We start from the raw sequence: 22,923 nt of genomic DNA, 5'->3' as shown, positions 1-22,923 counted from the left end.
CCGGACAGAACAGCGGGAAGACAGCCCAGCAGGGCGTCAGTCAGTGGCAGAGCCACGACCACCGGGACCTGAGTATCAGCATCAATGTCAGTGGCGGCCGGCACCCTGCACGTATGGACTCGGACGGTACGGAGAAGAAGACGCTGACGGCGTTCCTGGCGGCCCAGCGTGCGTGTGTGCGGGCCGTTGTCGACGGGCTCGACGCCCGCGCCCTGGGCGCCTCGGAGCTGCCCTCGGGCTGGACCCCGATCGGGCTCGTGGAGCACCTGGGGCATGCGGAGCGGCACTGGTTCCAGGAGGTGGTGGCCGGGGCGGCCGAGCCGCCGCCGTGGGACGACGACCACCCGCCGCTGACGACCCCGCGCTCCCCCGAGGTGGTGTTCGCCTTCTACGAGGAGCAGTGCCGGCGCTCCGACGAGGTGATCGCCCGCACCCCGCTGTCGGCGCCGCCGCGCGGGCGCCATCCCGAGCCCATGGGGGAGGAGATAGCCGATCTGCGCGGGGTCATCCTGCACATGATCGAGGAGACCGCGCGGCACGCCGGTCATCTGGACATCGTCCGCGAACTCCTCGACGGGCGTACGGGACTCGGGCCCCGCTGAGCAAAATCATGCAAGCGCGCTTGATTGTTCCCGGTCCTGCTGCCACGCTCGACGCGTCGGCCGGCAGAGAAGGAGACCGCGGATGAGCCCGCTCGCACCGCCCGCCCACACGCGCGGCGTCACCACCCTCACGCTCGACTCGCCCGCCAACCGCAACGCCCTCAGCGCCGGGCTCGTCGCCGGTCTCGCGGAGGCGCTGGACGCGTGCGCGGCCGACGACTCCGTGCGGGCCGTCGTGCTCACCCACACCGGGACCACCTTCTGCGCGGGCGCCGATCTGCGGGCCCCGGCCGATCCGCACGACTTCGTGGCCCTGATGCGGCGGATCGTCGCGCTGCCCAAGCCCGTCGTCGCCCGGGTGACCGGGCATGTGCGGGCCGGGGGGCTCGGGCTGCTCGCGGCCTGCGACCTCTCCGTCGCCGGGACCGGGGCCACCTTCGCGCTCACCGAGGCACGGCTCGGGCTCGCGCCCGCCGTGATCTCGATGCCGCTGCTCCCGCGCATCGACCCGCGCGCCGCCGCCCGCTACTACCTGACCGGCGAGAAGTTCTACGCGGACGAGGCCGAGCGCATCGGCCTCGTCACGATGGCCGCCACGGACGTGGACGGCTCGCTGGACCTCGTACTGGACGATCTGCGGCGGGCCTCCCCGCAGGGGCTGGCGGCGTCCAAGGCGCTGGTCACGGCTACTGTGCTCCAGAGTTTCGACCAGCACGCCGAAGACCTCATCGCCCGCTCCGCCCGGCTCTTCGCCTCCGACGAGGCCCGGGAGGGGATGACGGCCTTCCTCGAACGACGGGACCCCGCATGGGCGTTGTGACACCGGGCGGCAGTAGCCCGGGCCCCAAACAGGACCGCAGCCGCGCCACCCGCAGACGCCTCCTGGAGGCCGCGGTGGCCTGCCTCGCCGAGCACGGCTGGGCCGGGTCCACCGTCGCCGTCGTCGCGGAACGGGCCGGGGTCTCCCGGGGCGCCGCCCAGCACCACTTCCCGACCCGCGAGGACCTGTTCACCGCCGCCGTCGAATACGTCGCCGAGGAGCGCTCCGCCGCCCTGCGCGCCGTCCCCGACCAGGACCGCGCCGCCGTCGTCGCCGCCCTGGTCGACCTCTACACCGGCCCCCTCTTCCGCGCCGCCCTCCAGCTCTGGGTCGCCGCCTCCAACGAGGAGCAACTGCGGCCCCGTGTGACCGAGTTGGAGGCCCGGGTCGGCCGCGAGACGCACCGCATCGCCGTCCACCTCCTGCGCGCCGACGAGACGAGGCCCGGCGTGCGCGAGACCGTGCAGGGGCTGCTCGACATGGCCCGGGGCCTCGGCCTCGCCAACGTCCTCACCGACGACACCGCCCGCCGCCGCAAGGTGGTCGCCCAGTGGGGAGCCCTGCTGGACGAGGCCCTGGGCTGAGCGGGCGCCCCCGGGGCGCGGGAAACGCCTTGGTGTCCGCGGAACGCCCGGATAGGGTCCGGACCATGACCAGCAGCGCCACGCCCCCGTTCCCCCAGCACATCGAACTCACGGGTGAGGGGCTCGTGCTCCGCGACTGGACCGAGGACGACCTCGCCGCCATGCCGGAGCTCTTCGACCACCCGGACATCGCGTACTGGACCCCGATCGTCTCGCCCTTCGACGCCGAGGCCGCCCGCACGCGGCTGGCGAAGGCCCGGCAGCTGCGGGCGGACGGGACGGCCGTCCTGCTCGCCATCACGCTCGACGGCGGCGCCCCGCTCGGCGAGGTCATGCTGCGGCGCGCCCCCGAGGGCACGGAGCTCGGTTACGCGGTCGGCCCCGCCCACCGCGGGCAGGGGCTCGCCGGGCGGGCGGTGCGGGTCATGGCGGCGTACGCGTTCGAGGAGCTGGGCGTCGACCGGGTCATCCTGGAACTGGAGGCGGAGAACGCGGCCAGCGTCGCCGTCGCCGCCGCGAACGGCTTCCGGCTGCTCGGCGTGCCCCTCATCGAGGGCGAGGAGAAGGGGCGCCCGTACGCCCTCCAGACCTGGGCACTCGACCGGGGCTGAGTCCCCGGGGCGGCTGCCCCTCAGACCGCCGCGCCCTCCCGGGCGCCCGGCACCGGCAGCTCCGCCACCACGTCCACCGGCTCGTCCAGCACCCGCAGGGAGCGGGTCAGGTGCAGGGCCACCGCCAGCGCGGCCATCAGCACCATCAGGAACAGCACCGCGCCCTGCACCCCGAACTGGTCGCCGAGAAAGCCGGCGGCCAGCGGGCCCGTCCATTGCAGGGCCTGCATGCCGAAGCGGCTCACGGCGGAGACCCGGCCGCTGTACTCGTCGGGGACGAGCCTGACCTCGTACGACTCCAGGATCACGTTCAGCGGGACCATCGCCGCCGTCGCCACGAGGAGTACCGCGCCGATCTGCCAGGGCTCGGGGACCAGCGCGACCACGGCGAAGGACTCCACGAAGACCCAGGCGGAGACCAGCAGGGCGGTCCGGGCGCGGACCCGGGCCAGCAGGAGCGGGCCCATCACCGCGCCGACGACCCCGCCGACCAGGGCCGTCGCGTTGACGAAGCCGATGGTCTGCGGGTCGCCGCCGCGGTGCTTCACGAGGGCGATCAGCAGCAGGAAGAAGCCCTGGGCCACCGCGTTGAGCAGCGCCACCCAGATCACCGTGAACCGCAGATAGGCGTGGTCGCGGACGAAGCGGTAGCCGGCCACCACGTCCTGGCCGATGCCGGGGCGCTCCGTACCCGGATCGCGGTCCGGGCCGAGGGGACGGCGGATGAGCGCGGCGCCCAGGGACGCGAAGAGGAAGGACACCGCGTCCGCGAGGAAGGGCGCCCAGCGCGCCGCCGAGAACAGCAGCCCGCCCAGCGGGGCGCCGATGACCCTGGCCGCCATGTCCCGGCCCATGGAGCGGGCGGTGGCCTCCCCGATCTGCTCCTTCGGCACGATCCGGCGCAGCGAGGGGATCGTCGAGCCCGAGGTGATCCCGGACGCGGCACCGGCCACGCAGGCCAGGGCGCACAGCAGCCACAGCGCCGACTGGCCCCGGTGGACGGCGTACGCCACCGCGCCGAGCGCCGCCGCCTGCACCAGGGGGCCGGTGATCAGGATGAGCCGGCGCGAGACGCGGTCCGCGAGCGCGCCGCCGACGAGCGTGGTCGCGAGGGTGCCGACCATCGTGGCGGCGGTGATCACCCCGGCCCGGGCGACCGATCCGGTGGCGTACAGGATCAGCAGCGGGAAGGCGATGTTGGAGACGCTGGTGCCGAGCGCGGAGAGGCCGTGCCCCGTCCACCAGCCGACGTAGTCCCGGTTGCGCCACAGCGAGGCCCGGGCGCCGGCGGGCGGATCGTCCTGGGGCGGCCCCGTCTCCGTACCGTCACGTCGCATGCCCTCAGGTTCCTTTCGGCGGCGGTTCGCGCACGGGCCTGTCCGGCGGATCAGGGTCGGACAGGCCCCTGGTCCCCTTCGATGCTGCCGGGGGGAAACACCGCCGACCAGGCAACGAACCGGCAGGACAGGGCCGTTCGGCGCGTGTTGTCAGTTGCCGGGTTCCTGCCTGGAAGCGGTTCCCGGGCGTTGGCAGGATCGCCGGGGACCCGCCCCCCGCAGACGTACAGAGGAGACCCGCTATGCCCGCCAGCACCGGCCCCCATGCCGTCGTCCCGCTCGCGGCGACCGTCGCAGCGGAGGGGGTGGCGGCCGGTGACCCCGGCCGTCCGGAGCGGGGCGGGGACGCCGTGGGTGGGGGGCTGCCCGAGATCCGGGCGGCCGTCGCCGCCGCGCTCGCCGGGGTGACCGGGCTGCCGGCCGACGACGTGCCCTGGGACACCGGACTGACCGCGCTCGGCGTGACCTCGCTGGAGATCGGCCGCATCTGCGCCCGGCTCGGCGACGCGCTCGGGCGGCCGGTGCCGATCTCGCAGATCTACCGGCAGCGGACCGCCGCCGGGCTCGCGGAGTGGATCCACGCCACGGACGGGCAGCCGCACACGGCACCCGGCGAGGGCGCGGAGGCCGGAGAGGACACCCGCGCCCCGCTCTCGCCCACGCAGACCTTCATGTTCATGAAGCACGTCTTCAAGCCCGACGACCTGTCGCTGCACTCGGTGCGCTGCTGGCGCATCGAGGGCCGCCCCGACCGGGCCGCGCTGGCCGCCGCCGTGGAGTACCTGCACCGCAGGCACCGCTACCTCAGCGCCGAATACCTCTTCCAGGAGCAGCCGTACGTCCGCCCCGCCGACCTGCCCGCCCCGCCGCTCGGCGCGTTCCTCGCGGACACCGAGGAGGAGGCGAAGGACGTGCTCGCCCGCGAACTGGCCAAGCCCTTCCGGCTGGTGCGCGGCGACGTGTGGCGGCCGGTCTTCGTGGCGGTGCGCCAGGCCCACGTCACCCTCTTCGGGTACGCCGTCCACCACGTGGCGTTCGACGGCGGCTCGTCCGAGGTCCTGGCGCACGACCTGTCGGCCGCCTACAACGCGTACGCCGAGGGCCGGACGCCCGACCTGGAGCCCGCCCCGGGACCGCGTGAGGTGGCGGACGCGCTGGAGGCGCACCTGCCGTACGTGGACCTCGACGCCCAGCGTGAGTACTGGCGGCGCACGATCAACGGCATGACCCCGCTGGAATACCCGGGCGGTGCGGAGGCGCCGCGCGGGACGCCCTGCCGGATGATCGACCTGCCGTTGCCCGCCGGGCTCGCCGACGGGGTGCGGGGGCTGGCGCAGCGCCACGGGGTCAGCCCGTTCGCCGTCTATCTGAGCGCGTACGGGCAGGCCATGGCGGAGCTCATCGGGGACCACGACTTCGGTGTCGGCACGCCCGTCAACCGGCGCGGCACCAGCGTGCTGAGCCGGGCCGCGGGCTGCCTGATCGACATCCTGCCGCTGCGGCCCAGGACCGACCCGGACGCCTCGCCCGCCGCCTCGATCGCCGCCACCGCGGCGGCCGTCGCGGAGGCGTTCTCGGCACAGGACCTGTCGATCTCGGAGATCGCCGGGCTCCAGCTGAAGACGGAGTCCACGGACCGCAACCGGATGTTCCAGACGATGTTCGTGCTCCAGGACAACGGCCTGGGCGAACTGGCCCTGAAGGGGCTGCCTTCGCAGTTCTTCCGGCCGCGCTACCCCGGGGTCTCCGGCGAGGTGCACGCCGAGGTCTGGCCGGCCGCCGGGAGGCACGGGCGGCTGGTGATCGGCTACCACCCGGACCGGACGTCCGGTGCCTTCTGCGACCGGCTCGCCGCGTCCATGCTCGACCGGCTCACCGGCTACCTGGCCTGATCGGATGACCACGTCCGGGGACAACCCGTGGATCGGCAGCCGGATCGGGGCCGTGGACCGGCCGCGTACACGGGTGATCTGCCTGCCGCAGTCGGGCGCGGGACCCGCCGCGTTCACCGCCTGGCGGCCCCACCTGCCGCCCGGCGTCGAGATCGCCACGGTGACCCTGCCCGGCCGGGGACCCCGGACCGCCGAGCCGCTGCCCCCGGACCCGGACATCGTGACGCGCCGGTTGCTCGACGGGCTGCGCCCCGAACTGGACGTGCCGTACGTCCTGTTCGGCCACAGCCTGGGCGCGCTGCTGGCCCACGCGGTGACCGCGCTGGCCGCCCGGGAGGGGGTGCCCGCACCGGCCGCGCTCGTCGTGTCCGGGTCGCGGGCGCCGCACACCCGGCCCGGCGCTTCGGTCGCGGCGTACGACGATCAGGGCCTGGCCGACTGGCTGACCCGGATCGGCGGGCTGCCGCCGGAGCTGCTGCGGCACGGCGCGTACGCCGCGTACGTGTTCCGCACGGTCCGCGCCGATCTGGCGCTGGCCGAGCGGATCGTGACGGCCGGGCCGGTACGCGTCGGCTGTCCGCTCCATGTGTTCGGCGGGGTGGACGACACGCTCGCACCGCCCGCCCTGATCGGGGAGTGGCGCGCCTGCGCGGCCGGCGAGCACACCACGACGCTGCTGCCCGGCGGGCACGGCTTCCCGCAGTCCGAACCGGCGGCGACCGTCGCCGCACTGGCCGGCGTCCTGCCGGTACCCGCACATCCACGACAGGAAGGACCGTCCCGGTGACCACGACCGAGCAGACCGAAGTCATCCGCACCCAGGTGAGGGCCTATCTGACCGAGGAGCTGGCGACGCCCGTCGCCGACGACCTCAACATATTCGGCGCGGGCCTCGCCAACTCGCTGTTCACCATCCAGCTCGTGACCTACGTGGAGCGTGCGTTCGGCGTCCAGGTCGACACCGACGAGCTGGACGAAGTGCACTTCTGCTCCGTCGACGCGATCACCGCGTTCGTCGCGGCCAAGCCGTCGCGCTCCGCCGCCTGACCCATCCCGCCCGTCCTCTCCCGCCGGAGGCTCCCCGTGAAGCCGTCGCCCCTCGAAGCGGCCCTGCCCCTGTCGCCGTTGCAGGAAGGGATGCTCTTCCACGCCCTGTACGACGAGGGGGGCGTCGACGTCTACACGATCCAGGTCGCCTTCGGGCTGAGCGGGACGCTCGACGCGGACCGGCTGCGGGCCGCGTGCGGGGCGCTCCTGGAACGGCATCCGGTGCTGCGGGCGGGCTTCCAGCAGCGGAAGACGGGCGAGCCCGTCCAGCTGGTACGGCGGCGGGCCGCGGTGCCCTGGACGGACCTCGACCTGAGCGCGGTCCCGGCGGACGAGCAGCAGGACCGGCTCGTCCGCTACCGGACCGACGACCGGGCCCGGGGCTTCGACATGGGCCGCCCGCCGCTGATCCGCTTCACCCTGGCCAGGCTCGCCGACGACGAGCACGTCATGATTCTGACGTACCATCACATCCTGCTCGACGCATGGTCGTTCCAGATCGCGCTGCGCGACCTGCTGGTGCTGTACGCGGCCGGGGGCGACGGCGCCGCACTGCCGCCCGCGGTCCCCTTCGCGCGCTATCTCTCCTGGCTCGCCGGGCAGGACCGGGCCGCCTCCGAGGACGCCTGGGCCGAGGCGCTGGCCGGGCTCGGGGAGCCGACCCTCGTCGCGCCCGGCGCCGAGGCCGCCGGGGGCGCCGCGATGCCCCGCCTGGCCGCCGCCGAGCTGACCGAGGAGGCGACCGGGGCGCTCACCGCCGCCGCCCGCGCGGCCGGGCTCACCCTCAACTCCGTGGTCCTGGCCGCCTGGGCGCTGGTCCTCGGCGGGCTGACCGGGCGCTGGGACGTGGTCTTCGGCCAGACCGTGTCCGGCCGCCCGGCCGGGCTCGACGACGTCGAGGACATCGTCGGCCTGCTCGTCAACGCCGCCCCGGTCCGGGTGCGGCTCGACCCGTGCGAGGCGCTGGGCGCGCTGGCCGCCCGCATCCAGCGGGAGCAGTCGGCGCTGGAACCGCACCACCACGTCGGCCTCGCCGATGTGCAGCGGCGGGCCGGGCTCGGCGAACTCTTCGACACCTCCGTGGCGTTCGGGAACGCCCCGATGAGCTGGGACGACGTGCGTGCCCCGGCCGGCGGGCTGCGGCTGACCGCCGTCGAGGGCGACGGCTCGGCCGGCTCCACCCACTACCCGCTCAGCCTGATGGCCGTCCCCGGCCGGCGGCTCCGCCTGGAGGTCAACTACCGGCCCGACCTGTACGAGCGGGCCGAGGCCGGGAGCGTCGCCGCCCGCGTCCGCCACCTCCTGGAGACCTGGCTCACCGCCCCGGGCACCCCGGTGGGACGCGTCGCGCTGCTCACCCCGGACGAGCGGCACCAGGTGCTGGACGCCTGGAACGACACCGCGCACCCGGTCGAGGACAGCACCCTGCCCCGGATGTTCGCCGAGCAGGCGGCCCGTACGCCCGACGCCGTCGCCCTCGTCGCCGAGGACGCCACGCTGACGTACGCCGAGACCGCCGAGCGGGTCCGTGCCCTGGCCGCACGGCTGCGCGGGCACGGGGTCCGGCACGGCGACACCGTGGCCGTCGCGCTGCCCCGGTCGGCGGCCCTGGTCGTCGCCCTGCACGCGGTGCAGGCGGCGGGCGCCGCCTATGTGCCGGTCGACCCGGACCTCCCGGCCGAGCGGATCGGGTGGCTCCTGGAGGACGCCGCCCCCGCGCTGCTGCTCACCGAGACCGCGACGGCCGCCGCGCTGCCGGGGACGGGGGTGCGGCGGCTGCTGCTGGACGCGCCGGCCTCCGGGGACGGGCCGGCGGCCGCCTGGGACGGGCCGCGGGGGGAGAGCGCGGCCTACGTCATCTTCACGTCCGGGTCGACCGGGCGGCCCAAGGGCGTCATGGTGCCGCACGCCGCCGTGGTCAACCGGCTGCGCTGGATGCAGGACCGGTATCCGATCGGGCCCGGGGACCGGGTGCTCCAGAAGACCCCGTGCGGGTTCGACGTCTCGGTCTGGGAGTTCTTCTGGCCGCTGCACACCGGCGCCACCCTGGTCGTGGCGCGCCCCGACGGCCACAAGGACCCGGCCTACCTGGCGGAGCTCGTGCGGCGGGAGAACGTCTCCGTCGCCCACTTCGTCCCCTCGATGCTCCAGGTCTTCCTCCAGGAACCGGCCGCCGCGCGTTGCACCGGGCTGCGGCGCGTCTTCTCCAGCGGCGAGGCGCTGCCCGCAGCCACCCAGAACCGCTTCCTGGACCTGCTCGGTCCCGCGGGCGCCGAGCTGCACAACCTGTACGGGCCGACCGAGGCGGCCGTCGACGTCACGTACTGGCAGTGCCGCCCGGACGCCGGGGCCGGGTCCGTGCCCATCGGCCGGCCCGTGTGGAACACCCGACTGCTGGTGCTCGACAAGGCGCTGCTGCCCGTCCCGCCCGGCGTCCCCGGCGAGCTGTACCTCGCGGGCGCCCAGCTGGCCCACGGCTACGCGCACCGGCCCGTCCTCACCGCCGAGCGCTTCGTCGCCGACCCGTACGGGGAGCCCGGCGCCCGCATGTACCGCACCGGTGACGTGGTGCGCTGGACGGCCGACGGGGTCCTGGAATACCTGGGCCGCAGCGACGACCAGGTCAAGATCCGGGGCCTGCGCGTGGAGCTCGGCGAGATCGACACCGTCCTGGCCGGCCACGCGTCGGTGGCCCAGGTCGCGACCGTGGTCCGGGAGGACCAGCCGGGCGTGAAGCGCCTGGTGGCGTACGTGGTGCCCGCGGGGACTCCGGAACCCGGAGGGCGTACGGCCGCGCTCACCGAGCACGCCGCCGGGACCCTGCCCGAGTACATGGTGCCCGGGGCCGTCGTCTGGCTGGACCGGCTGCCGCTGACGCCCAACGGCAAGCTGGACCGCCGGGCGCTGCCCGCCCCGGCCGCCGCGACCGGCTCCGGCGGGCGGGCGCCCTCGGGGCACGCGGAGGAGACCCTGCGCGCGCTGTTCGCCGAGATGCTGGGCGTCTCCGGTCCCGGCGTCGACGACAGCTTCTTCGACCTCGGCGGCGACTCGATCGTCTCCATCCAACTGGTCGCCCGCGCCCGCAGGTCGGGCCTGGTGATCACCCCGAAGGACGTCTTCACACACCGGACGGTCGCCGCCCTCGCCCGGGTCGCGAGGACGGTCGCCGACCGCCCGGCCGAGCACCCGGACGCGGGCATCGGTCCGCTCGGGCCCACCCCGGTCATGCACTGGCTCCGTGAGCGCGGCGGGCCCTCCGACGGCTTCCACCAGTCCGTCCTGATCCGCGTCCCGCACCTCGGTACGACCGACCGGCTGGCCCGGGCCGTGCAGCGCCTCCTGGACCGGCACGACGCGCTCCGCATGCGCCGCCTCGCCACCGGACCGGACGGCGGGGAATGGGCCCTCGACATCGCCGCACCCGGCACGGTCCGCGCAGAGGACCTGGTGCGCCGCCGCGAGGTCACCGGGCTCGGCCCGGACGCGCTGCGGGCCGCCGTCGCCGAGGAGTCGGCCGCCGCGCGCGACCGGCTCGACCCGGCCGCGCGCCGCATGGCGGAGGCGGTCTGGTTCGACGCGGGCCCCGACGCCGACGGACGCCTCCTGCTCACCGTGCACCACCTCGCCGTGGACGGCGTCTCCTGGCGCGTCCTGCTCCCGGACCTCCACCGGGCCTGGGAGAGCGCCGCCGATGGCGGTGCGGCCGAACTCGACCCCGTACACACCTCGTTGCGCACCTGGTCCGAGCGGTTGCACACGGCGGCCCGGGACCCCTGGCACACCGACCGGCTGCCGCTCTGGGAGGAGATCCTGTCCGGCGGCGACCCCGCCCTCGCCGCGCGCCCGCTCGACCCCGCGCGCGATGTGTACGGGACCGCCCGCTCGCTCACCCTGACCCTGCCGGCCGCGGACACCGAGCCGCTGCTGACCGGCGTGCCCGCCGCCTTCCGGACCGGGGTCAACGACATCCTGCTCACCGCGCTCGCCCTGGCCGTCGACTCCTGGCGCCGGGCGCGCGGGACGGGCGGCGCGAGCGGCGTGCTCGTGGACCTGGAGGGGCACGGGCGCGAGGAGATCGCGGACGGCCTCGACCTGTCGCGTACCGCAGGGTGGTTCACCAGCCTGTATCCCGTACGCGTGGACCCCGGCTCCGGTGACCTCAACCGGGCGGTCAAGCGGGTCAAGGAGCAGCTGCGGGCGATCCCCGACCACGGCATCGGCTACGGGCTGCTGCGCCACCTCAACCCGGACACGGAGGCCCGGCTGGCCGCGTACGCGCCTCCGCAGATCGGCTTCAACTACCTCGGCCGCATCTCCGGACCCGGCGAAGGCGTCTGGGACATCGCCGCCGAGGCCGACGCCGTGGTGGCCGGGACCGATGACGGGCTGGCCATGCCGCACGTCATCGAGGTCAACGCCGCCACCCACGACCTGCCCGACGGGCCCCGGCTCATCGCGACCTGGTCCTGGCCCGGCGCCCTGCTCACCGAGGCGGACGCGGCGGAGCTGGGCGAGGCGTGGTTCGCCGCCCTGCGCGCCCTCGTCGCCCACACCGCGCGTCCCGGAGCGGGCGGCCTCACCCCCTCCGACGTACCGCTGGTGGACATCGGGCAGGACGAGCTGGAAGCCCTGGAGGCCACCTGGCCCGCGGGCCCGCCCGCCGGGCTGCTGCCCGCGACCCCGCTCCAGGAGGGGCTGCTGCACCACGCCCGGTACGACAGCGACGCCGCCGACGTCTACCACGTCCAGCTCGTCGCCGAACTCGAAGGCGTCCTGGACGCCGGGGCCCTGCGCCGCGCCTGCCAGGCCCTCACCGACCGGCACGAGGCCCTGCGCACCGGTTTCCCGCTCCTGGCCTCCGGCGAACCCGTCCAGGCCGTCGCCGGACGCGTCGAAGTGCCGTGGGCCGAGCTGGACCTGACCCGCCCGGACGGTTCGGCGCCGCGCACCCGCCTGGACGACTTCCTGGCCCGGGACCGGCGGGCCCGGTTCGCCATGGACCGGCCGCCGCTGCTGCGCTTCACGCTGCTCAGGACGGGCCGGGACCGGCACGCCCTGGTCTTCACCAGCCACCACATCCTGACCGACGGCTGGTCCACCTCGGTGCTGCTGCGCGACCTGTTCACGCTGTACCTGAGCGGCGGCGACCCCGCCGCGCTGCCCCGGCCCGTCCCCGCCCAGGAGTACGCCGCCTGGCTGGCCGGCCGGGACCGCGAGGCCGCCCGCGAGGCGTGGCGCACCGCGCTCAAGGGCCTGCCCGGCCCCTCCCTGATCGCCCCCGGACACGACACCGGCACCCTGACCACGCTCCCCGAGCGGATCACCGCCGAACTGCCGCAGGACCTCACCGCCGCGCTCACCGCCGCCGCCCGCACGGCCGGGGTCACCCCGAACACCGTGGTCCAGGGCGCCTGGGGACTGCTCCTCGCCGAGCTGACCGGCCGCCGGGACGTGGTGTTCGGCGCCACCGTCTCCGTCCGGCCGCCGGAACTACCCGGCATCGAGGACATGGTGGGGCTGTACATCAACACCGTGCCGGTCCGCGTGGACGCGGGCGACCCCGCCGAACCGCTGCGCGCCCTGCTCGTACGTGTACAGGCCGCGCAGGCCGATCTGGCGGACCACCACCACCTCGGACCCGCCGACATCCAGCGCCTCGCGGGCGCCGGGCCGCTGTACGACACCTCGATCGTCTTCGAGAACTATCCGAGGGCCGGCGCGCTGCCCGCCGTGCCGGGTGCGGGACTGCGCGTCGCCGACTTCCACGGCCGGGACGCCTACCACTACCCGCTCAAGCTGATGGCCGTCCCCGGCGACCGGATGTACCTGGAGGTCAGCCACCGCGCCGAGCTGGTGGACGCCGGACAGGCCGCCGCCGTGCTCGACCGGCTCACCGCGCTGCTCACGGCCTTCGCCGAGGACCCGGAGACCGCGACCGGGGCGCTGCCCGGGACCGCGCTGCCCGTCCTGGCCGTACGCGGCAGGCCGGACGTGCCGCCCGCGCACGCCCCCGCTCCCTCGGCGCGGACGGGGGCGCTGTGCGCGCTGTTCGCCTCGGTGCTGGGACGCGAACGCCTCGGCTCCGACGAGGACTTCTTCGACGCGGGCGGCGACTCGCTGCGGGCGCTCCGGCTGGCCGGGCGCGTCCGGGAGGCGCTGGGCGTCGAGCCCGACCTCGTACAGATCCATCGTCACCGCACTCCGGCCGCCCTGGCCGCCGTGCTCGTATCCGTACCCACCGAAGGAAGTCAGTGATGGCGAACCCGTTCGACAACGAGGAGGGGACCTTCGTGGTCCTGGTCAACGACGAGGGGCAGCACTCGCTGTGGCCGTCCTTCGCCGAGGTCCCGGCCGGCTGGGCGACCGCGCTCGGGGAGTCCGACCGGGCGGCGGCGCTCGCGTACATCGAGGCCAACTGGACCGACATGCGGCCCAAGAGCCTGATCCACGCCACCGCGTAACACCGCATCCCCCTTCGTACCGCCGCTGAGGAGAACGAGTCCATGTCCCGCACCCTCCACGACGTCGTGGTCACCGGCCTCGGAGCCACCACCCCGCTCGGCGGCACCGCCCCGGCCACCTGGGAGGCGCTGCTCGCCGGCCGCGGCGGCGCGGCCGCGCTCACCGGGCGCTGGGCGAAGGACCTCCCGGTACGGATCGCCGCACGGGCCGCCGTGGAACCGACGTCCGTCCTGGACCGGATCGAGGCCCGGCGGATGGACCGGGCCGGGCAGTTCGCCGTCGTCGCGCTCCGCGAGGCATGGGCGGACGCCGGTTTCACCGTCCCGGCCGGGAAGGACGGAGGCCCCGACCCCGACCGGACGGCGGCGGTCGTCGGCACGGCGTTCGGCGGGCTCGGCACGGCCCTCGCGGGCGAGGAGGTGCTGCGGGCCGGCGGACCCCGGAAGGTCTCCCCGATCGCGGTCCCGATGCTGATGGCCAACAGCCCGGCCGCCCAGGCCAGCATGGTCATCGGCGCCCGTGCCTGTGCGCAGGCCCCGGCCACCGCGTGCGCGGCGGGCGCCGAGGCCGTGGCGGCCGGGCTGGACCTGATCCGGCTCGGGCGCGCGGATGTGGTCGCGGTCGGTGGCAGCGACGCGGCGATCCACCCACTGGCGATGGCCGGGTTCGCGAACATGACCGCGCTGTCCCGGCGCAACGAGGACCCGGAGCGGGCCTCGCGCCCCTTCGACGCGGGGCGCGACGGCTTCGTCATGGGGGAGGGGGCCGCGATGCTGATCCTGGAGCGGGCCGAGCACGCGCGGGCCCGGGGCGCCAGGATCTACTGCGAGGTCGCCGGGGCCGGGATGAGCGCGGACGCCCACCACATGGCCCGCCCCGAGCCCACCGGGAAGTCCCTGGCCCGGGCGATGGAGCGGGCGCTCGCGGACGGCGGCCTCACCACCGCGGACGTGGTCCAGATCGGGGCGCACGCCACCTCGACCCCGGGCGGCGACATGATCGAGAGCCGGGCGATCGGCGCGCTGTTCGGGCCGGGCGGGGTCCCCGTGTCGGCGATCAAGTCGATGACGGGCCATCTGCTGGGCGCCGCCGGGGCGTTGTCCGCGGTGGCGGCGGTGCTGGCGCTGCGGGACCGGGTGGCTCCGGCCACCATGAACATCGAGGAGCTGGATGAGACCATCGAGCTGGACGTGGTCCGGGCGGCCCCGCGCCCCCTGCCCGCAGGACCGGCAGCCGTGCTGAGCAACGCGTCGGGCTTCGGCGGCCACCAGGTGGCGCTGGTCCTGCGGGCGGGGTGAGGGGGAGGGGGCGGCGGGGCCGGTCCTCCGGCGCGTGTCAGGCGCCGAGCGTGCGGCCGGACTCCTCGTCGAGCGTGTCGATGTACGCCTTGATCCAGCCGTAGACCCGGTAGCCGTACCGGGTGCCGCGGTGCACGCGGATCAGGGAGGCGTCGGCGAGCTCGGCCAGGCCGCACACGACGCTGCCCGCCGTCCAGGCGCCCGCCGGGTGGTCGCTCACCACGTCCTCGACGGTGAACGAGTCGAAGGACCGGGCCAAGTGGTGCAGCAGATCACGCTGTTCGGCGGTGAGCAGGTCGTAGCTCCAGCGCACGCTGTCCGCGAGGGTCCTGTGGTGCGAGACCGCCGACAGGTCGAACCGGTCGAACATGTACAGCGCGGGACCGCTGTACAGCAGGGACTCCAGCGACACGGTCCGGATGCAGTGCGCGGCCGCCTCGATCGCGCGCGGCAGCCCGTCCAGGCGCCGGCACAGCTCGGCCACCTGCGGCAGCCGGCTGCCCAGGTCGAGCGTGGGCACGGTGGACCTGGCACGCCGCAGGAACAGCTCCACGGCGGCGGGGAGGGGGTCGCCGTCTCCCCGCGGGCCGCCGGTCGCCTCGTCCGCGCACGGCTCGCCCGCCGGCAGCGGCGCCACCTCCCAGACATCGGCGGACAGGACCGCCAGCGGTCGCCGTGAGGTGATCAGCACCCGCAGTCCGGGGTGCGTCACGACGAGCCGCAGGACCAGCCGGGAGACCGTCGCGACGACGTGCTCCGCGTTGTCCACGACGAGCAGCAGGTCCAGCTCCCGGCCCGGCTCGCGGGCGACCGCGTCCGCGAGGACCGCGTCCACGGCCCGGTGCACCTCCTCCCGCGCGGCGGCCGGGTCGGCCGACTCGGGTACGCACGGGCCGAGTTCGACCACGCCGACGCCGTCGCGGAAGCGCTCCTGGAGGCGGGCGGCCGCGGTCAGGGCGAGCCGGGTCTTGCCGACGCCGCCGGGGCCGGTGAGGACGAGCAGCCTGCCCCGGCGCATGGTGCCCAGGACATGGCGGAGGTCGTCGTCGCGCCCGGCCATGGCCTCGGTGAGCGGGCGGGGGCCGCGCCAGCGGTCGGGGTCGACCGGGTGCGGCCAGTGCCCGGAGGCGTCGCGCTGGCGGGGCAGGAAGAGCGGGGTGACCTCGTGGCCGGAGTGGAGGCCCTCGGCGCCGGCGAGTTCGGCGAGCGAGGTCCCGAAGGCGCCCAGCAGGAGGTCGACGGAGGCGCGGCGGGGCCGGTTGTTGGAGCCGGTCTCGATGTTGCGGATGGTGCGCACGCTGACCCCGGAGCGCTCCGCCAGCTCCTCCTGGGTCCAGCCGCGTGCCTGTCTTCGCTCGGCGAGCAGATGGCGCAGCCGGCGGACGTCCGGCGTCGCGGACATGGGCTGTTCGATGGCCTCGATCATGTTCAGATCCCCCGATTGCTTCTCGTGGCCGTGGCGGTGTGACGCCCCGCCCCGTCCGCCGGGAGCGGACGGGGGCGCGAGGGCGTCGGGAGCTACCGAGTCACGAGGAGGGGTCGCTGCCGACGTGGGCGATGCGGTTGGCCTCGTCCACGAAGACGACGCGCGGCTCCCGCTTGCCGATCTCGTCCTCCTCCATCGACCCGTAGGCGATGATGATGACGATGTCGCCCGGGGCGACGAGGCGCGCCGCCGCGCCGTTGATGCAGACGACGCCCGAGCCGCGCTCGCCCTCGATGATGTACGTCTCCAGGCGCGAGCCGTTGTTGACGTCCACGATGGCCACCTGCTCGCCGATCAGCAGGTCCGCCGCCTCCATGAGGACGGGGTCCAGGGTGAGCGAGCCCACGTAGTTCAGATCGGCCTCGGTGACCGTAGCCCGGTGGATCTTGGACTTGAGCATGGTGCGGCGCATCGGGAAGTTCCCCCTTCGAAGCGGTCCGGATTCCGGTGAGGCGAATGAGAGATGTAGGGAATCCGGCCAGATGTTGACGTTGGCGTTTCGGGCGGGGGTCGTCCGTACATGATGGAAGAAACCCCCGCCGGGTGGATTCTGCTCATGCGAACACACGCGCGGAAGGGGGTATTGGTGGCAGCATTTACCCGGTGGCAGCACCGTGCCAAAGGCAAGGCACAGGTTCGGGCGGCCGGCCCGCCACACCCCTCGTCATCTGCGGTGACGCCGAGTCCGGCGGTCGGGGTGGCATGAGGCTGCCGCTGGTCCTTTGCTGCCACCGGGAAAGCTTTCCCGGTGCCGCCTTTTCACTCAGAATGGATCCCGGACAGAGCAGAGTGACCCGTTGCCGCCCGGTTCGAAGACCACCGGGTGGCGGGGATGACAAATGGGGGACAAAGACATGAGCAGCGCTGGTCGAATTCTGGGTTTCGCGACCGCCGCGGTTGTGTTCTCATTCGCTTCCCTGGGTGCGACCGCCCAGGCCGACACCGGCGCCGGTCCCGCGGACGCCGGGGTCTCCCTGCGCTGCGAGAGCGCCGGCGCGTCCCTGGAGGGGAACCTGAACTGGGACCTGGTGCCCGACGGGAACCTGAACTGGGACTCCGTGCCGGACGGCCTGCGCCTGGACCTCGGTCTCGACGCGGACCTGCCCGACGGCAACCTCAACTGGGACTCGGCGCCGGTCTGCACCGTCGCCGCCGGAGTGAACTAGCTCAGAGCCAGCCTCGCTGCCCCGCCCGGAGACCGGCCTCGAACCGGCTCCGGGCGTTGAGGCGTTCGCTCAGGTCGGCCGTCATCCTGCGCACCGTACGCAGCGAGACGCCGAGGCTCTTGCTCGCCGCCGCGTCGGTGAGCCCCTGGGCGAGCAGCCGCAGCAACTCCTGTTCCCGCCGGGCGAGTCCGTGTTCGTCCAGCTCCTCGCAGCGGTCGTGCCCGTCGCCGAGCGGGACGGCGTCGGCCCACACCCGTTCGAAGAGCTCCACCAACGCCTTCACCACTCCGGGCGAGTTGATCTGGACGGCACCCTTGCGCGTGTGGTCCGGGTCCATGGGCAGGATCGCCACCGCACGGTCGATGACCGCCATCCGTATCGGCAGCACCGGCACGGTCCGCACCTGGCCGCCGATGCCGGTCAGCCAGCCGGCGTACTCCACGGTCGTCGGATCGTTGCGCACACTGTCCAGATAGACCGTGCGCATCCGCACCCCGCGCGCGATGACGTCGCTGTCGAGCGGCTTGCTCGCGGCCAGGCTGGCGGCCGACTGGCCGCCGCCCGGATTGAACGTCATGCACTCCTGCCGGGCCGCGTCCGCCAGGTCCTGCATGCGCTCCTGCACGGAGTCCATGCCGATCAGGCGCTCCGCGTCCGGCTGCGAGAGCGACGGGTACAGATGACCGAACTCCGCCAGCATCGCACGGATGTCGGCCCTGGTGCGCTCGTACTCCTTCTGCCGGTCGTGCAGTTCGGTGAGCTGGTCGCTCAACAAGGAGTAGAGGCTCAGATTCGGGTCCACGGGCCGCAGCTCGTCCTGGTACGGGACGGCCAGGAGCTTGCGGTCGATCAGCTGGTCGACCGCCCGCCGCACCTGCTCCTCGGTCAGATTCAGCCGCTGCCGTACCTCGTTCGGCCGCAGCCCGTGGTTTTCGAGGATGAGCCGGTACACATCCTCTTCATGGGATTCGAAGCCCAATCTGCTCAGCATTGTTGTCCCCCACAACGCATACCGAAGGGTGACGCGACAGGCGCGCACCCCTATGGGGCCTGTCTTCGACCCCTACGACCCGCAGGAGTGTAGCTCCGGTGAAGGGTTGGCCGTAGGTGCGTGTATGCGTATATGTCCTATCCTTTTGGCGGCACGGTTGGCCTAGTGCCAGTCAAAAGAGGGTCAAGAGACAGTAGGGAGAAGTGAGAAATCTTCACCCTTCTCCAACGCGTCCTCCACACATCGCACAAATGCGTCCTGGTGCCGTTCGGCCGGCAGCCGGCCGGGTTCAAGCCGCTGTACGAGGCGCTGGAGCGCCAGAATCAGCCATTCGTCGCCGCGCACCGCGCTCCGCTCCCGCTCACCCCCGTACAGCCACGCGTACAGGCAGGACGCCGCCGCGTGCAGCACGCAGTGCCGGGCCGCCGCACGGGACGCCGCCACCGAGTCCGGCGACCGGCCCGCCCCCGCCACATCGGCGTACAGCGCCGCCCTGTGTGCCGTCAGCTCGGCCAGTACCAGGACGAGGTCGTCCGCCGACTCCTCGTCCAGGCGCTCCCGCGCGACGACGGCCGCCTCCTCGACGGCCTCCGTCCAGCCCCGGGTGATCTCGTCCTGGGCGGCGCTGGTGAGCTGGAGGGCGTCGCCGGACGGGGACCACACCGGCGCCTCGCGCGACCAGTCGAACAGGGCGCGCAGCACCTCGCGGCCGCCCTCGGCCGGCAGGTCCGCGACGGCGGCGACCGTCGGCAACTGCGTGGCGATGCTGTGCAGATTGACGTGCGTCGTGCCCTCGAAGACCGTCGTGATGGCGTGGTCGCGGCGCAGCTTCTGCAGGGCCCCCGAGGCCACGCCCTCGCGCAGGTAGCCGCGCGCCCCCAGCACCTTGCCCATATGGTCCAGCACCTCTTCGCCCATCACCGGGACCAGGTACTTCACGACCGACGACCACAGGCTCATCCGGGACGGCACCACCGACAGGGCCCGCGCCACGGGCAGCGCCACGCACTCGGCGATCAGGAGGTCCAGATGGGCGCCCACCAAGTGCTCCCGCACCACGGGGATCTCCTTCACCGGCGACCGGTACAGCACCCGCTCGGCTCCGTACCGCAGCCCGATCCGCAGCGCCGAGTCCATGGTGCCCAGCGACATCGCGCCGATGGCGGTCCGGGTGATCTGGAGAGTCTTCAGCACCGAGGCGAGCCCCCGGTACGGCCGGCCGACCAGCGCCGAGCGGGGGACGCGGGCGTCGTGGAACGTGATCCCGCTCAGGTCGTGGCCGCGCAGGCCGGCGCCCTTCACGAACGGGGTGTTCGTCCACGCCCCGTCCGCCAGCGCCTCCTTGTCGACCAGGAACAGCGAGAGCCCGCGCCCGTCGTGCTGGGCGAGGACGCTGACGAACCGCGACCTGGTCGCGTTGCCGACCGGCCACTTCTCGCCGTTGAGGACGACGTGGTCGCCGTCCGACACGGCCGTCGTGCCGCTCGCCGCGAGGTCGCTGCCGTGGTCGCGCTCCGAGATGCCGAAGCAGGCCATGGCCCCGGCGGCCAGCCCGGCCGCCACGGGGGTCCGCTGCTCGTCGGTGCCCCACAGCCACACGGGCGCGGCGCCCAGCAGGGTCGAGCCGAACAGCACGGAGAAGGTGAGGTTGCGCCGGGCCAGGGTGCGGGTCAGCAGTAAGGCCGACTCCAGGTTCCGCAGCCGTCCGCCGTCGCCCTCGGGGACCAGGAAGTCGGCGAACCCCCAGTCCAGCAGCAGCTTCTTGGCCCCGAGGGGCAGTTCGTCGCGCTCCTCGGCCGCGACGATCGCGGCGAACGAGAAGGGCCCTTCGCCTTCGGCCGGGTCGCCGAGGAGCCGTTCGAGGGAGGCGACGGTGTCGAGGGTGGGACGGGCGTGCTCCAGAGTCATCGGAACAGCTCCATGAGGGTGGTGGGAGGTGGTGCCACCGGGTTACGGGGGCGGGGGCGCCCATGCTCGGCGCGCGGGCGCGCGGGCCACCAGGCAACCGACCGGCAGCTGTTGATGCCCGCAAGTTGCCCAGGGCCTTCCTGGCCGGGCGCCCCCGGGCGGGCGAGGGTGTGGGCCGGGGCCGACGGGCCACGGTGGATGAAAGGATCGCGTTCCCGATGACCGACGTTTCCGTTGAGGGCTCGGCCCCTCCGCGCGGCGAGGACGGTTCCGCCGACTCGACGCTCTTCACCCTCGACCGGGCCCGCGAGGACCTGATGGAGGTCGACGCCTCCATCCGCGCCTGCCTCACCTGGGACTACGACGGCCGCGACAGCCGCATCTGGAAGCTGTACCAGCGCAACAAGCAGAACCAGTGGGACGCCGACACGGAGATCGACTGGAGCCACGACGTCCGCTTCGGCGCCCCCCTCTCCGACGACCAGAGCGCCGGCCTCGCCTCGTTCGTCGTCTCCGAGAACAGCCCCGTTCCCCGCGAGCTGCTCAACAGCTTCCGCTGGGAGTACCAGGCGTGGATGGTCAGCCAGTTCCTGCACGGCGAACAGGGCGCCCTCGTCACCACGGCCCGGCTGGTGGAGACCGTCCCCGACCTGGAGGCGAAGGTCTACGCGGCCTCCCAGGTCGCCGACGAGGCCCGGCACGTCGAGGCGTTCGCCCGGTACATCGACGAGAAGATCGGCGTCTCCTATCCGATCAACCCCGGCCTCAAGGCCCTGCTGCGCGACCTGCTCGCCGAGTCCCGCTGGGACGTCGTCTACCTGGGCATGCAGGTCATCGTGGAGGGGCTCGCCCTGGCCGCGACCCGGCTCGCCAGCAGCGGCTTCGGGGACCCGCTGATCACCTCGATCACCCGGATGATCGCCAAGGACGAGGCCCGGCACATCGGCTTCGGCGTGGTCTCCCTCACCGGGCTCTACAACGACATGACGACCCGGGAGCGCGACGAGCGCGAGGCGTTCCTGCTGGAGGCCGTACACCTGATGTCCCGCCGGTTCCTGCTGCGCGAGGTCTGGGAGCGCATGGAGCTCGACGTCGAACAGGGCCTCGCCTTCGCCCGGACCGACCCGATGATGTTCGGCTACCGGCAGCTGCTGTTCCAGCAGGTGATCCACGTACTGCGGCAGCTCGGCCTGCTCACGCCCAAGCTGCGCGACCTGTTCCTCACCGAGAACCTGGCCCGTCCCGAGGCGCTGCGCACCGCCGCCTGAAGCCTGCTGGGGCGACGCCCCGAGCGGAAGGAGAGGGCCGGCGATGTCCGTCGCCCGTACGCGCCTGCCCGAGGTCGTCGTCACCGGCCTCGGTGCCACCACCCCGCTGGGCGGCGACGCCCCCACCACCTGGGAGGGCATCGTCGCGGGACGGTCCGCCGCCCGCGCCCTCACCGAGCCCTGGGCCGAAGGGCTGCCCGTCCGCATCGCCGCCCGTGCCGCGGTCGAACCCGACACCGTCCTGGACCGGACCCGGGCCCGCCGGCTCGACCGGGCCGCCCGGTTCGCGCTCGTCGCCGCCGAGGAGGCGTGGGCGGACGCCGGCTTCCGAGGCCCGGCCGGTGACCACGGGCAGCCGCCCGCCGAGCGCGTCGGCGTCGTCATGGGCAGCGGCATCGGGGGCGTCGGCGCCCTCCTGCGCGCCCAGGAGCAGCTGCGCACCGGACGGGAGCGCGCCATCTCCCCGTACACCGTGCCCATGGTCATGGTGAACGGCGCCGCCGGGGCGGTCAGCCTCGCGCTCAACGCCCGCGCCGCCGCGCACTCCCCGGCGGGGGCCTGCGCGGCCGGGGCGGAGGCGGTCGCGGCGGGCCTGGACATGATCCGGCTGGGCCGGGCCGACGTGGTCGCGGTCGGCGGCGGCGAGGCCATCATCGGCCCGCTGACGCTCACCGCCTTCGCGTCGATGCACGCGGTGTCCCGGCGCAACGACGACCCGGCGGGCGCCTCCCGCCCCTACGACAAGCAGCGCGACGGCTTCGTCCTCGGCGAGGGCGCCGCCGTCCTGGTCCTGGAGTCCGCCGAGCACGCCCGGGCCCGGGGTGCCCGGGTGTACTGCGAGCTGGCGGGGGCCGGGGTGAGCGCGGACGCCCACCACATGGTCCGGCCCGAGCCGGACGGACTGGGCCTGGCGAGCGCCCTGCGCAAGGCGCTCGCGGACGCCGGGCTGACCCCTGCGGACGTGGCGCACGTCAGCGCGCACGCCACATCGACCCCGCAGGGCGACATCGCGGAGAGCCGGGCGCTCAACCACGTGCTGGGGGAGTCCGGTTACGCCGTCTCGGCCGTCAAGTCGGCGGCCGGGCACCTGATCGGCGGCTCCGGGGCGCTGGGGGCGCTCGCCGCGGTCCTGTCCCTGCGCGACCGCACGGCCCCGCCCGTCGCGAACCTGGCGGACATGGACGACGCCATCGCGCTGGACGCGGTGCGCACGGTGCCCCGCGCCCTGCCGGCGGGTGACCTCGCGGCCCTGTCCAACGCGGCGGGCTTCGGCGGCCACAACGTGGTGCTGGCGTTCCGCTCTTAGGGCCTGTCCGTACGGGAGAGGGGGGGGGGGGGGGGGCGGGCCCCCCCCCCCCCCCCCCCGGACCGCCGAGCCACCCCCACCAGCCCCCCACAGACCCCACAAAACAAACACAACCACCCCCCGGCCCGCCCCCACGAGAACCACC

The 22,923-nt window shown here is 74.2% G+C and carries 18 protein-coding genes; 13 read left to right on the top strand and 5 right to left on the bottom strand.

What is annotated here, in order from left to right:
• The 4 genes from ACIQZN_RS09400 to ACIQZN_RS09385 all read left to right on the top strand — a co-directional run.
• A partial coding sequence (locus ACIQZN_RS09400) for a DinB family protein (RefSeq protein WP_403989885.1) occupies window positions 1–602 on the top strand: 602 nt, incomplete at its 5' end.
• Between the two features lie 82 nt (window positions 603–684).
• Window positions 685–1,422, top strand: coding sequence for an enoyl-CoA hydratase family protein (locus tag ACIQZN_RS09395; protein ID WP_403989883.1), 738 nt, complete (start codon window positions 685–687; stop codon window positions 1,420–1,422).
• Entirely contained in the window at window positions 1,410–2,006 is a 597-nt protein-coding gene (locus ACIQZN_RS09390; RefSeq protein WP_073964601.1) for a TetR/AcrR family transcriptional regulator, read from the top strand. Before ACIQZN_RS09395 ends, ACIQZN_RS09390 begins: the two co-directional genes overlap by 13 nt.
• A gap of 65 nt (window positions 2,007–2,071) precedes the next feature.
• Window positions 2,072–2,617, top strand: a complete 546-nt coding sequence (locus ACIQZN_RS09385) for a GNAT family N-acetyltransferase (RefSeq protein WP_403989880.1) — start codon at window positions 2,072–2,074, stop codon at window positions 2,615–2,617.
• Between the two features lie 20 nt (window positions 2,618–2,637).
• Here ACIQZN_RS09385 and ACIQZN_RS09380 read toward each other — a convergent pair whose 3' ends face one another.
• Window positions 2,638–3,954 carry an MFS transporter gene (locus ACIQZN_RS09380; RefSeq protein ID WP_403989878.1) on the bottom strand — a complete coding sequence of 439 codons (1,317 nt, stop codon included), beginning with the start codon at window positions 3,952–3,954 and terminating at the stop codon, window positions 2,638–2,640.
• 242 nt (window positions 3,955–4,196) lie between these two features.
• Between ACIQZN_RS09380 and ACIQZN_RS09375 the strand changes: the two genes are divergently transcribed.
• The 6 genes from ACIQZN_RS09375 to ACIQZN_RS09350 are packed head-to-tail and all read left to right on the top strand — an operon-like array spanning window position 4,197 to window position 14,653.
• Complete coding sequence (locus tag ACIQZN_RS09375) at window positions 4,197–5,846, top strand: condensation domain-containing protein (protein ID WP_403989876.1); 1,650 nt, start codon at window positions 4,197–4,199, stop codon at window positions 5,844–5,846.
• A 4-nt stretch (window positions 5,847–5,850) separates the two neighbouring features.
• The gene (locus ACIQZN_RS09370; RefSeq protein ID WP_403989874.1) at window positions 5,851–6,633 is read left to right on the top strand and encodes a thioesterase II family protein; all 783 of its coding nucleotides are present in this window, start codon (window positions 5,851–5,853) and stop codon (window positions 6,631–6,633) included.
• The gene (locus ACIQZN_RS09365) at window positions 6,630–6,893 is read left to right on the top strand and encodes an acyl carrier protein (protein ID WP_403989872.1); all 264 of its coding nucleotides are present in this window, start codon (window positions 6,630–6,632) and stop codon (window positions 6,891–6,893) included. The genes ACIQZN_RS09370 and ACIQZN_RS09365 overlap by 4 nt, the downstream gene beginning before the upstream one ends.
• A gap of 36 nt (window positions 6,894–6,929) precedes the next feature.
• Complete coding sequence (locus tag ACIQZN_RS09360; protein WP_403989870.1) at window positions 6,930–13,148, top strand: amino acid adenylation domain-containing protein; 6,219 nt, start codon at window positions 6,930–6,932, stop codon at window positions 13,146–13,148.
• Complete coding sequence (locus ACIQZN_RS09355) at window positions 13,148–13,354, top strand: MbtH family protein (protein WP_403989868.1); 207 nt, start codon at window positions 13,148–13,150, stop codon at window positions 13,352–13,354. Before ACIQZN_RS09360 ends, ACIQZN_RS09355 begins: the two co-directional genes overlap by 1 nt.
• 42 nt (window positions 13,355–13,396) lie before the next feature.
• Entirely contained in the window at window positions 13,397–14,653 is a 1,257-nt protein-coding gene (locus tag ACIQZN_RS09350) for a beta-ketoacyl-[acyl-carrier-protein] synthase family protein (RefSeq protein WP_403989866.1), read from the top strand.
• Window positions 14,654–14,690: 37 nt separating this feature from the next.
• On the opposite strand, the gene ACIQZN_RS09345 is transcribed toward ACIQZN_RS09350, so the two are convergent.
• Together ACIQZN_RS09345 and panD are read right to left on the bottom strand one after the other, a co-directional pair.
• Window positions 14,691–16,079: an ATP-binding protein gene (locus tag ACIQZN_RS09345; RefSeq protein WP_403989864.1), complete on the bottom strand. Its 1,389-nt coding sequence runs from the start codon at window positions 16,077–16,079 to the stop codon at window positions 14,691–14,693.
• A gap of 100 nt (window positions 16,080–16,179) precedes the next feature.
• Window positions 16,180–16,551 carry an aspartate 1-decarboxylase gene (gene panD, locus ACIQZN_RS09340; RefSeq protein WP_403989862.1) on the bottom strand — a complete coding sequence of 124 codons (372 nt, stop codon included), beginning with the start codon at window positions 16,549–16,551 and terminating at the stop codon, window positions 16,180–16,182.
• 487 nt (window positions 16,552–17,038) lie between these two features.
• Between panD and ACIQZN_RS09335 the strand changes: the two genes are divergently transcribed.
• Entirely contained in the window at window positions 17,039–17,305 is a 267-nt protein-coding gene (locus ACIQZN_RS09335; RefSeq protein WP_403989860.1) for a hypothetical protein, read from the top strand.
• Window position 17,306: 1 nt separating this feature from the next.
• On the opposite strand, the gene ACIQZN_RS09330 is transcribed toward ACIQZN_RS09335, so the two are convergent.
• Window positions 17,307–18,284 carry a LuxR C-terminal-related transcriptional regulator gene (locus tag ACIQZN_RS09330; protein WP_403989858.1) on the bottom strand — a complete coding sequence of 326 codons (978 nt, stop codon included), beginning with the start codon at window positions 18,282–18,284 and terminating at the stop codon, window positions 17,307–17,309.
• Window positions 18,285–18,479: 195 nt separating this feature from the next.
• Window positions 18,480–20,204: an acyl-CoA dehydrogenase family protein gene (locus ACIQZN_RS09325; RefSeq protein WP_403989856.1), complete on the bottom strand. Its 1,725-nt coding sequence runs from the start codon at window positions 20,202–20,204 to the stop codon at window positions 18,480–18,482.
• 218 nt (window positions 20,205–20,422) lie between these two features.
• On the opposite strand from ACIQZN_RS09325, the gene ACIQZN_RS09320 reads away from it, so the two are divergent.
• Window positions 20,423–21,472 carry a ferritin-like domain-containing protein gene (locus ACIQZN_RS09320; RefSeq protein WP_403989854.1) on the top strand — a complete coding sequence of 350 codons (1,050 nt, stop codon included), beginning with the start codon at window positions 20,423–20,425 and terminating at the stop codon, window positions 21,470–21,472.
• Between the two features lie 43 nt (window positions 21,473–21,515).
• Window positions 21,516–22,778 (top strand): beta-ketoacyl-[acyl-carrier-protein] synthase family protein, encoded by a 1,263-nt coding sequence (locus ACIQZN_RS09315; RefSeq protein WP_403989852.1) that lies wholly within the window; start codon window positions 21,516–21,518, stop codon window positions 22,776–22,778.
• Window positions 22,779–22,923 lie beyond the last annotated feature (145 nt).

The sequence above is a fragment of the Streptomyces sp. NPDC097595 genome (assembly GCF_044761525.1).
GTDB classification, from domain to species: Bacteria; Actinomycetota; Actinomycetes; order Streptomycetales; family Streptomycetaceae; genus Streptomyces; species Streptomyces drozdowiczii_A.
This window is presented reverse-complemented; position numbering and strand designations above follow the sequence as displayed.

Bases quoted from the DNA above. Each gene is read 5' to 3' on its own strand.
- ACIQZN_RS09395 (WP_403989883.1), top strand. From the start codon at position 685: ATGAGCCCGCTCGCACCGCCCGCCCACACGCGCGGCGTCACCACCCTC.
- ACIQZN_RS09390 (WP_073964601.1), top strand. From the start codon at position 1,410: ATGGGCGTTGTGACACCGGGCGGCAGTAGCCCGGGCCCCAAACAGGAC.
- ACIQZN_RS09385 (WP_403989880.1), top strand. From the start codon at position 2,072: ATGACCAGCAGCGCCACGCCCCCGTTCCCCCAGCACATCGAACTCACG.
- ACIQZN_RS09380 (WP_403989878.1), bottom strand. From the start codon at position 3,954: ATGCGACGTGACGGTACGGAGACGGGGCCGCCCCAGGACGATCCGCCC.
- ACIQZN_RS09375 (WP_403989876.1), top strand. From the start codon at position 4,197: ATGCCCGCCAGCACCGGCCCCCATGCCGTCGTCCCGCTCGCGGCGACC.
- ACIQZN_RS09370 (WP_403989874.1), top strand. From the start codon at position 5,851: ATGACCACGTCCGGGGACAACCCGTGGATCGGCAGCCGGATCGGGGCC.
- ACIQZN_RS09355 (WP_403989868.1), top strand. From the start codon at position 13,148: ATGGCGAACCCGTTCGACAACGAGGAGGGGACCTTCGTGGTCCTGGTC.
- ACIQZN_RS09350 (WP_403989866.1), top strand. From the start codon at position 13,397: ATGTCCCGCACCCTCCACGACGTCGTGGTCACCGGCCTCGGAGCCACC.
- ACIQZN_RS09345 (WP_403989864.1), bottom strand. From the start codon at position 16,079: ATGATCGAGGCCATCGAACAGCCCATGTCCGCGACGCCGGACGTCCGC.
- panD (WP_403989862.1), bottom strand. From the start codon at position 16,551: ATGCGCCGCACCATGCTCAAGTCCAAGATCCACCGGGCTACGGTCACC.
- ACIQZN_RS09325 (WP_403989856.1), bottom strand. From the start codon at position 20,204: ATGACTCTGGAGCACGCCCGTCCCACCCTCGACACCGTCGCCTCCCTC.
- ACIQZN_RS09320 (WP_403989854.1), top strand. From the start codon at position 20,423: ATGACCGACGTTTCCGTTGAGGGCTCGGCCCCTCCGCGCGGCGAGGAC.
- ACIQZN_RS09315 (WP_403989852.1), top strand. From the start codon at position 21,516: ATGTCCGTCGCCCGTACGCGCCTGCCCGAGGTCGTCGTCACCGGCCTC.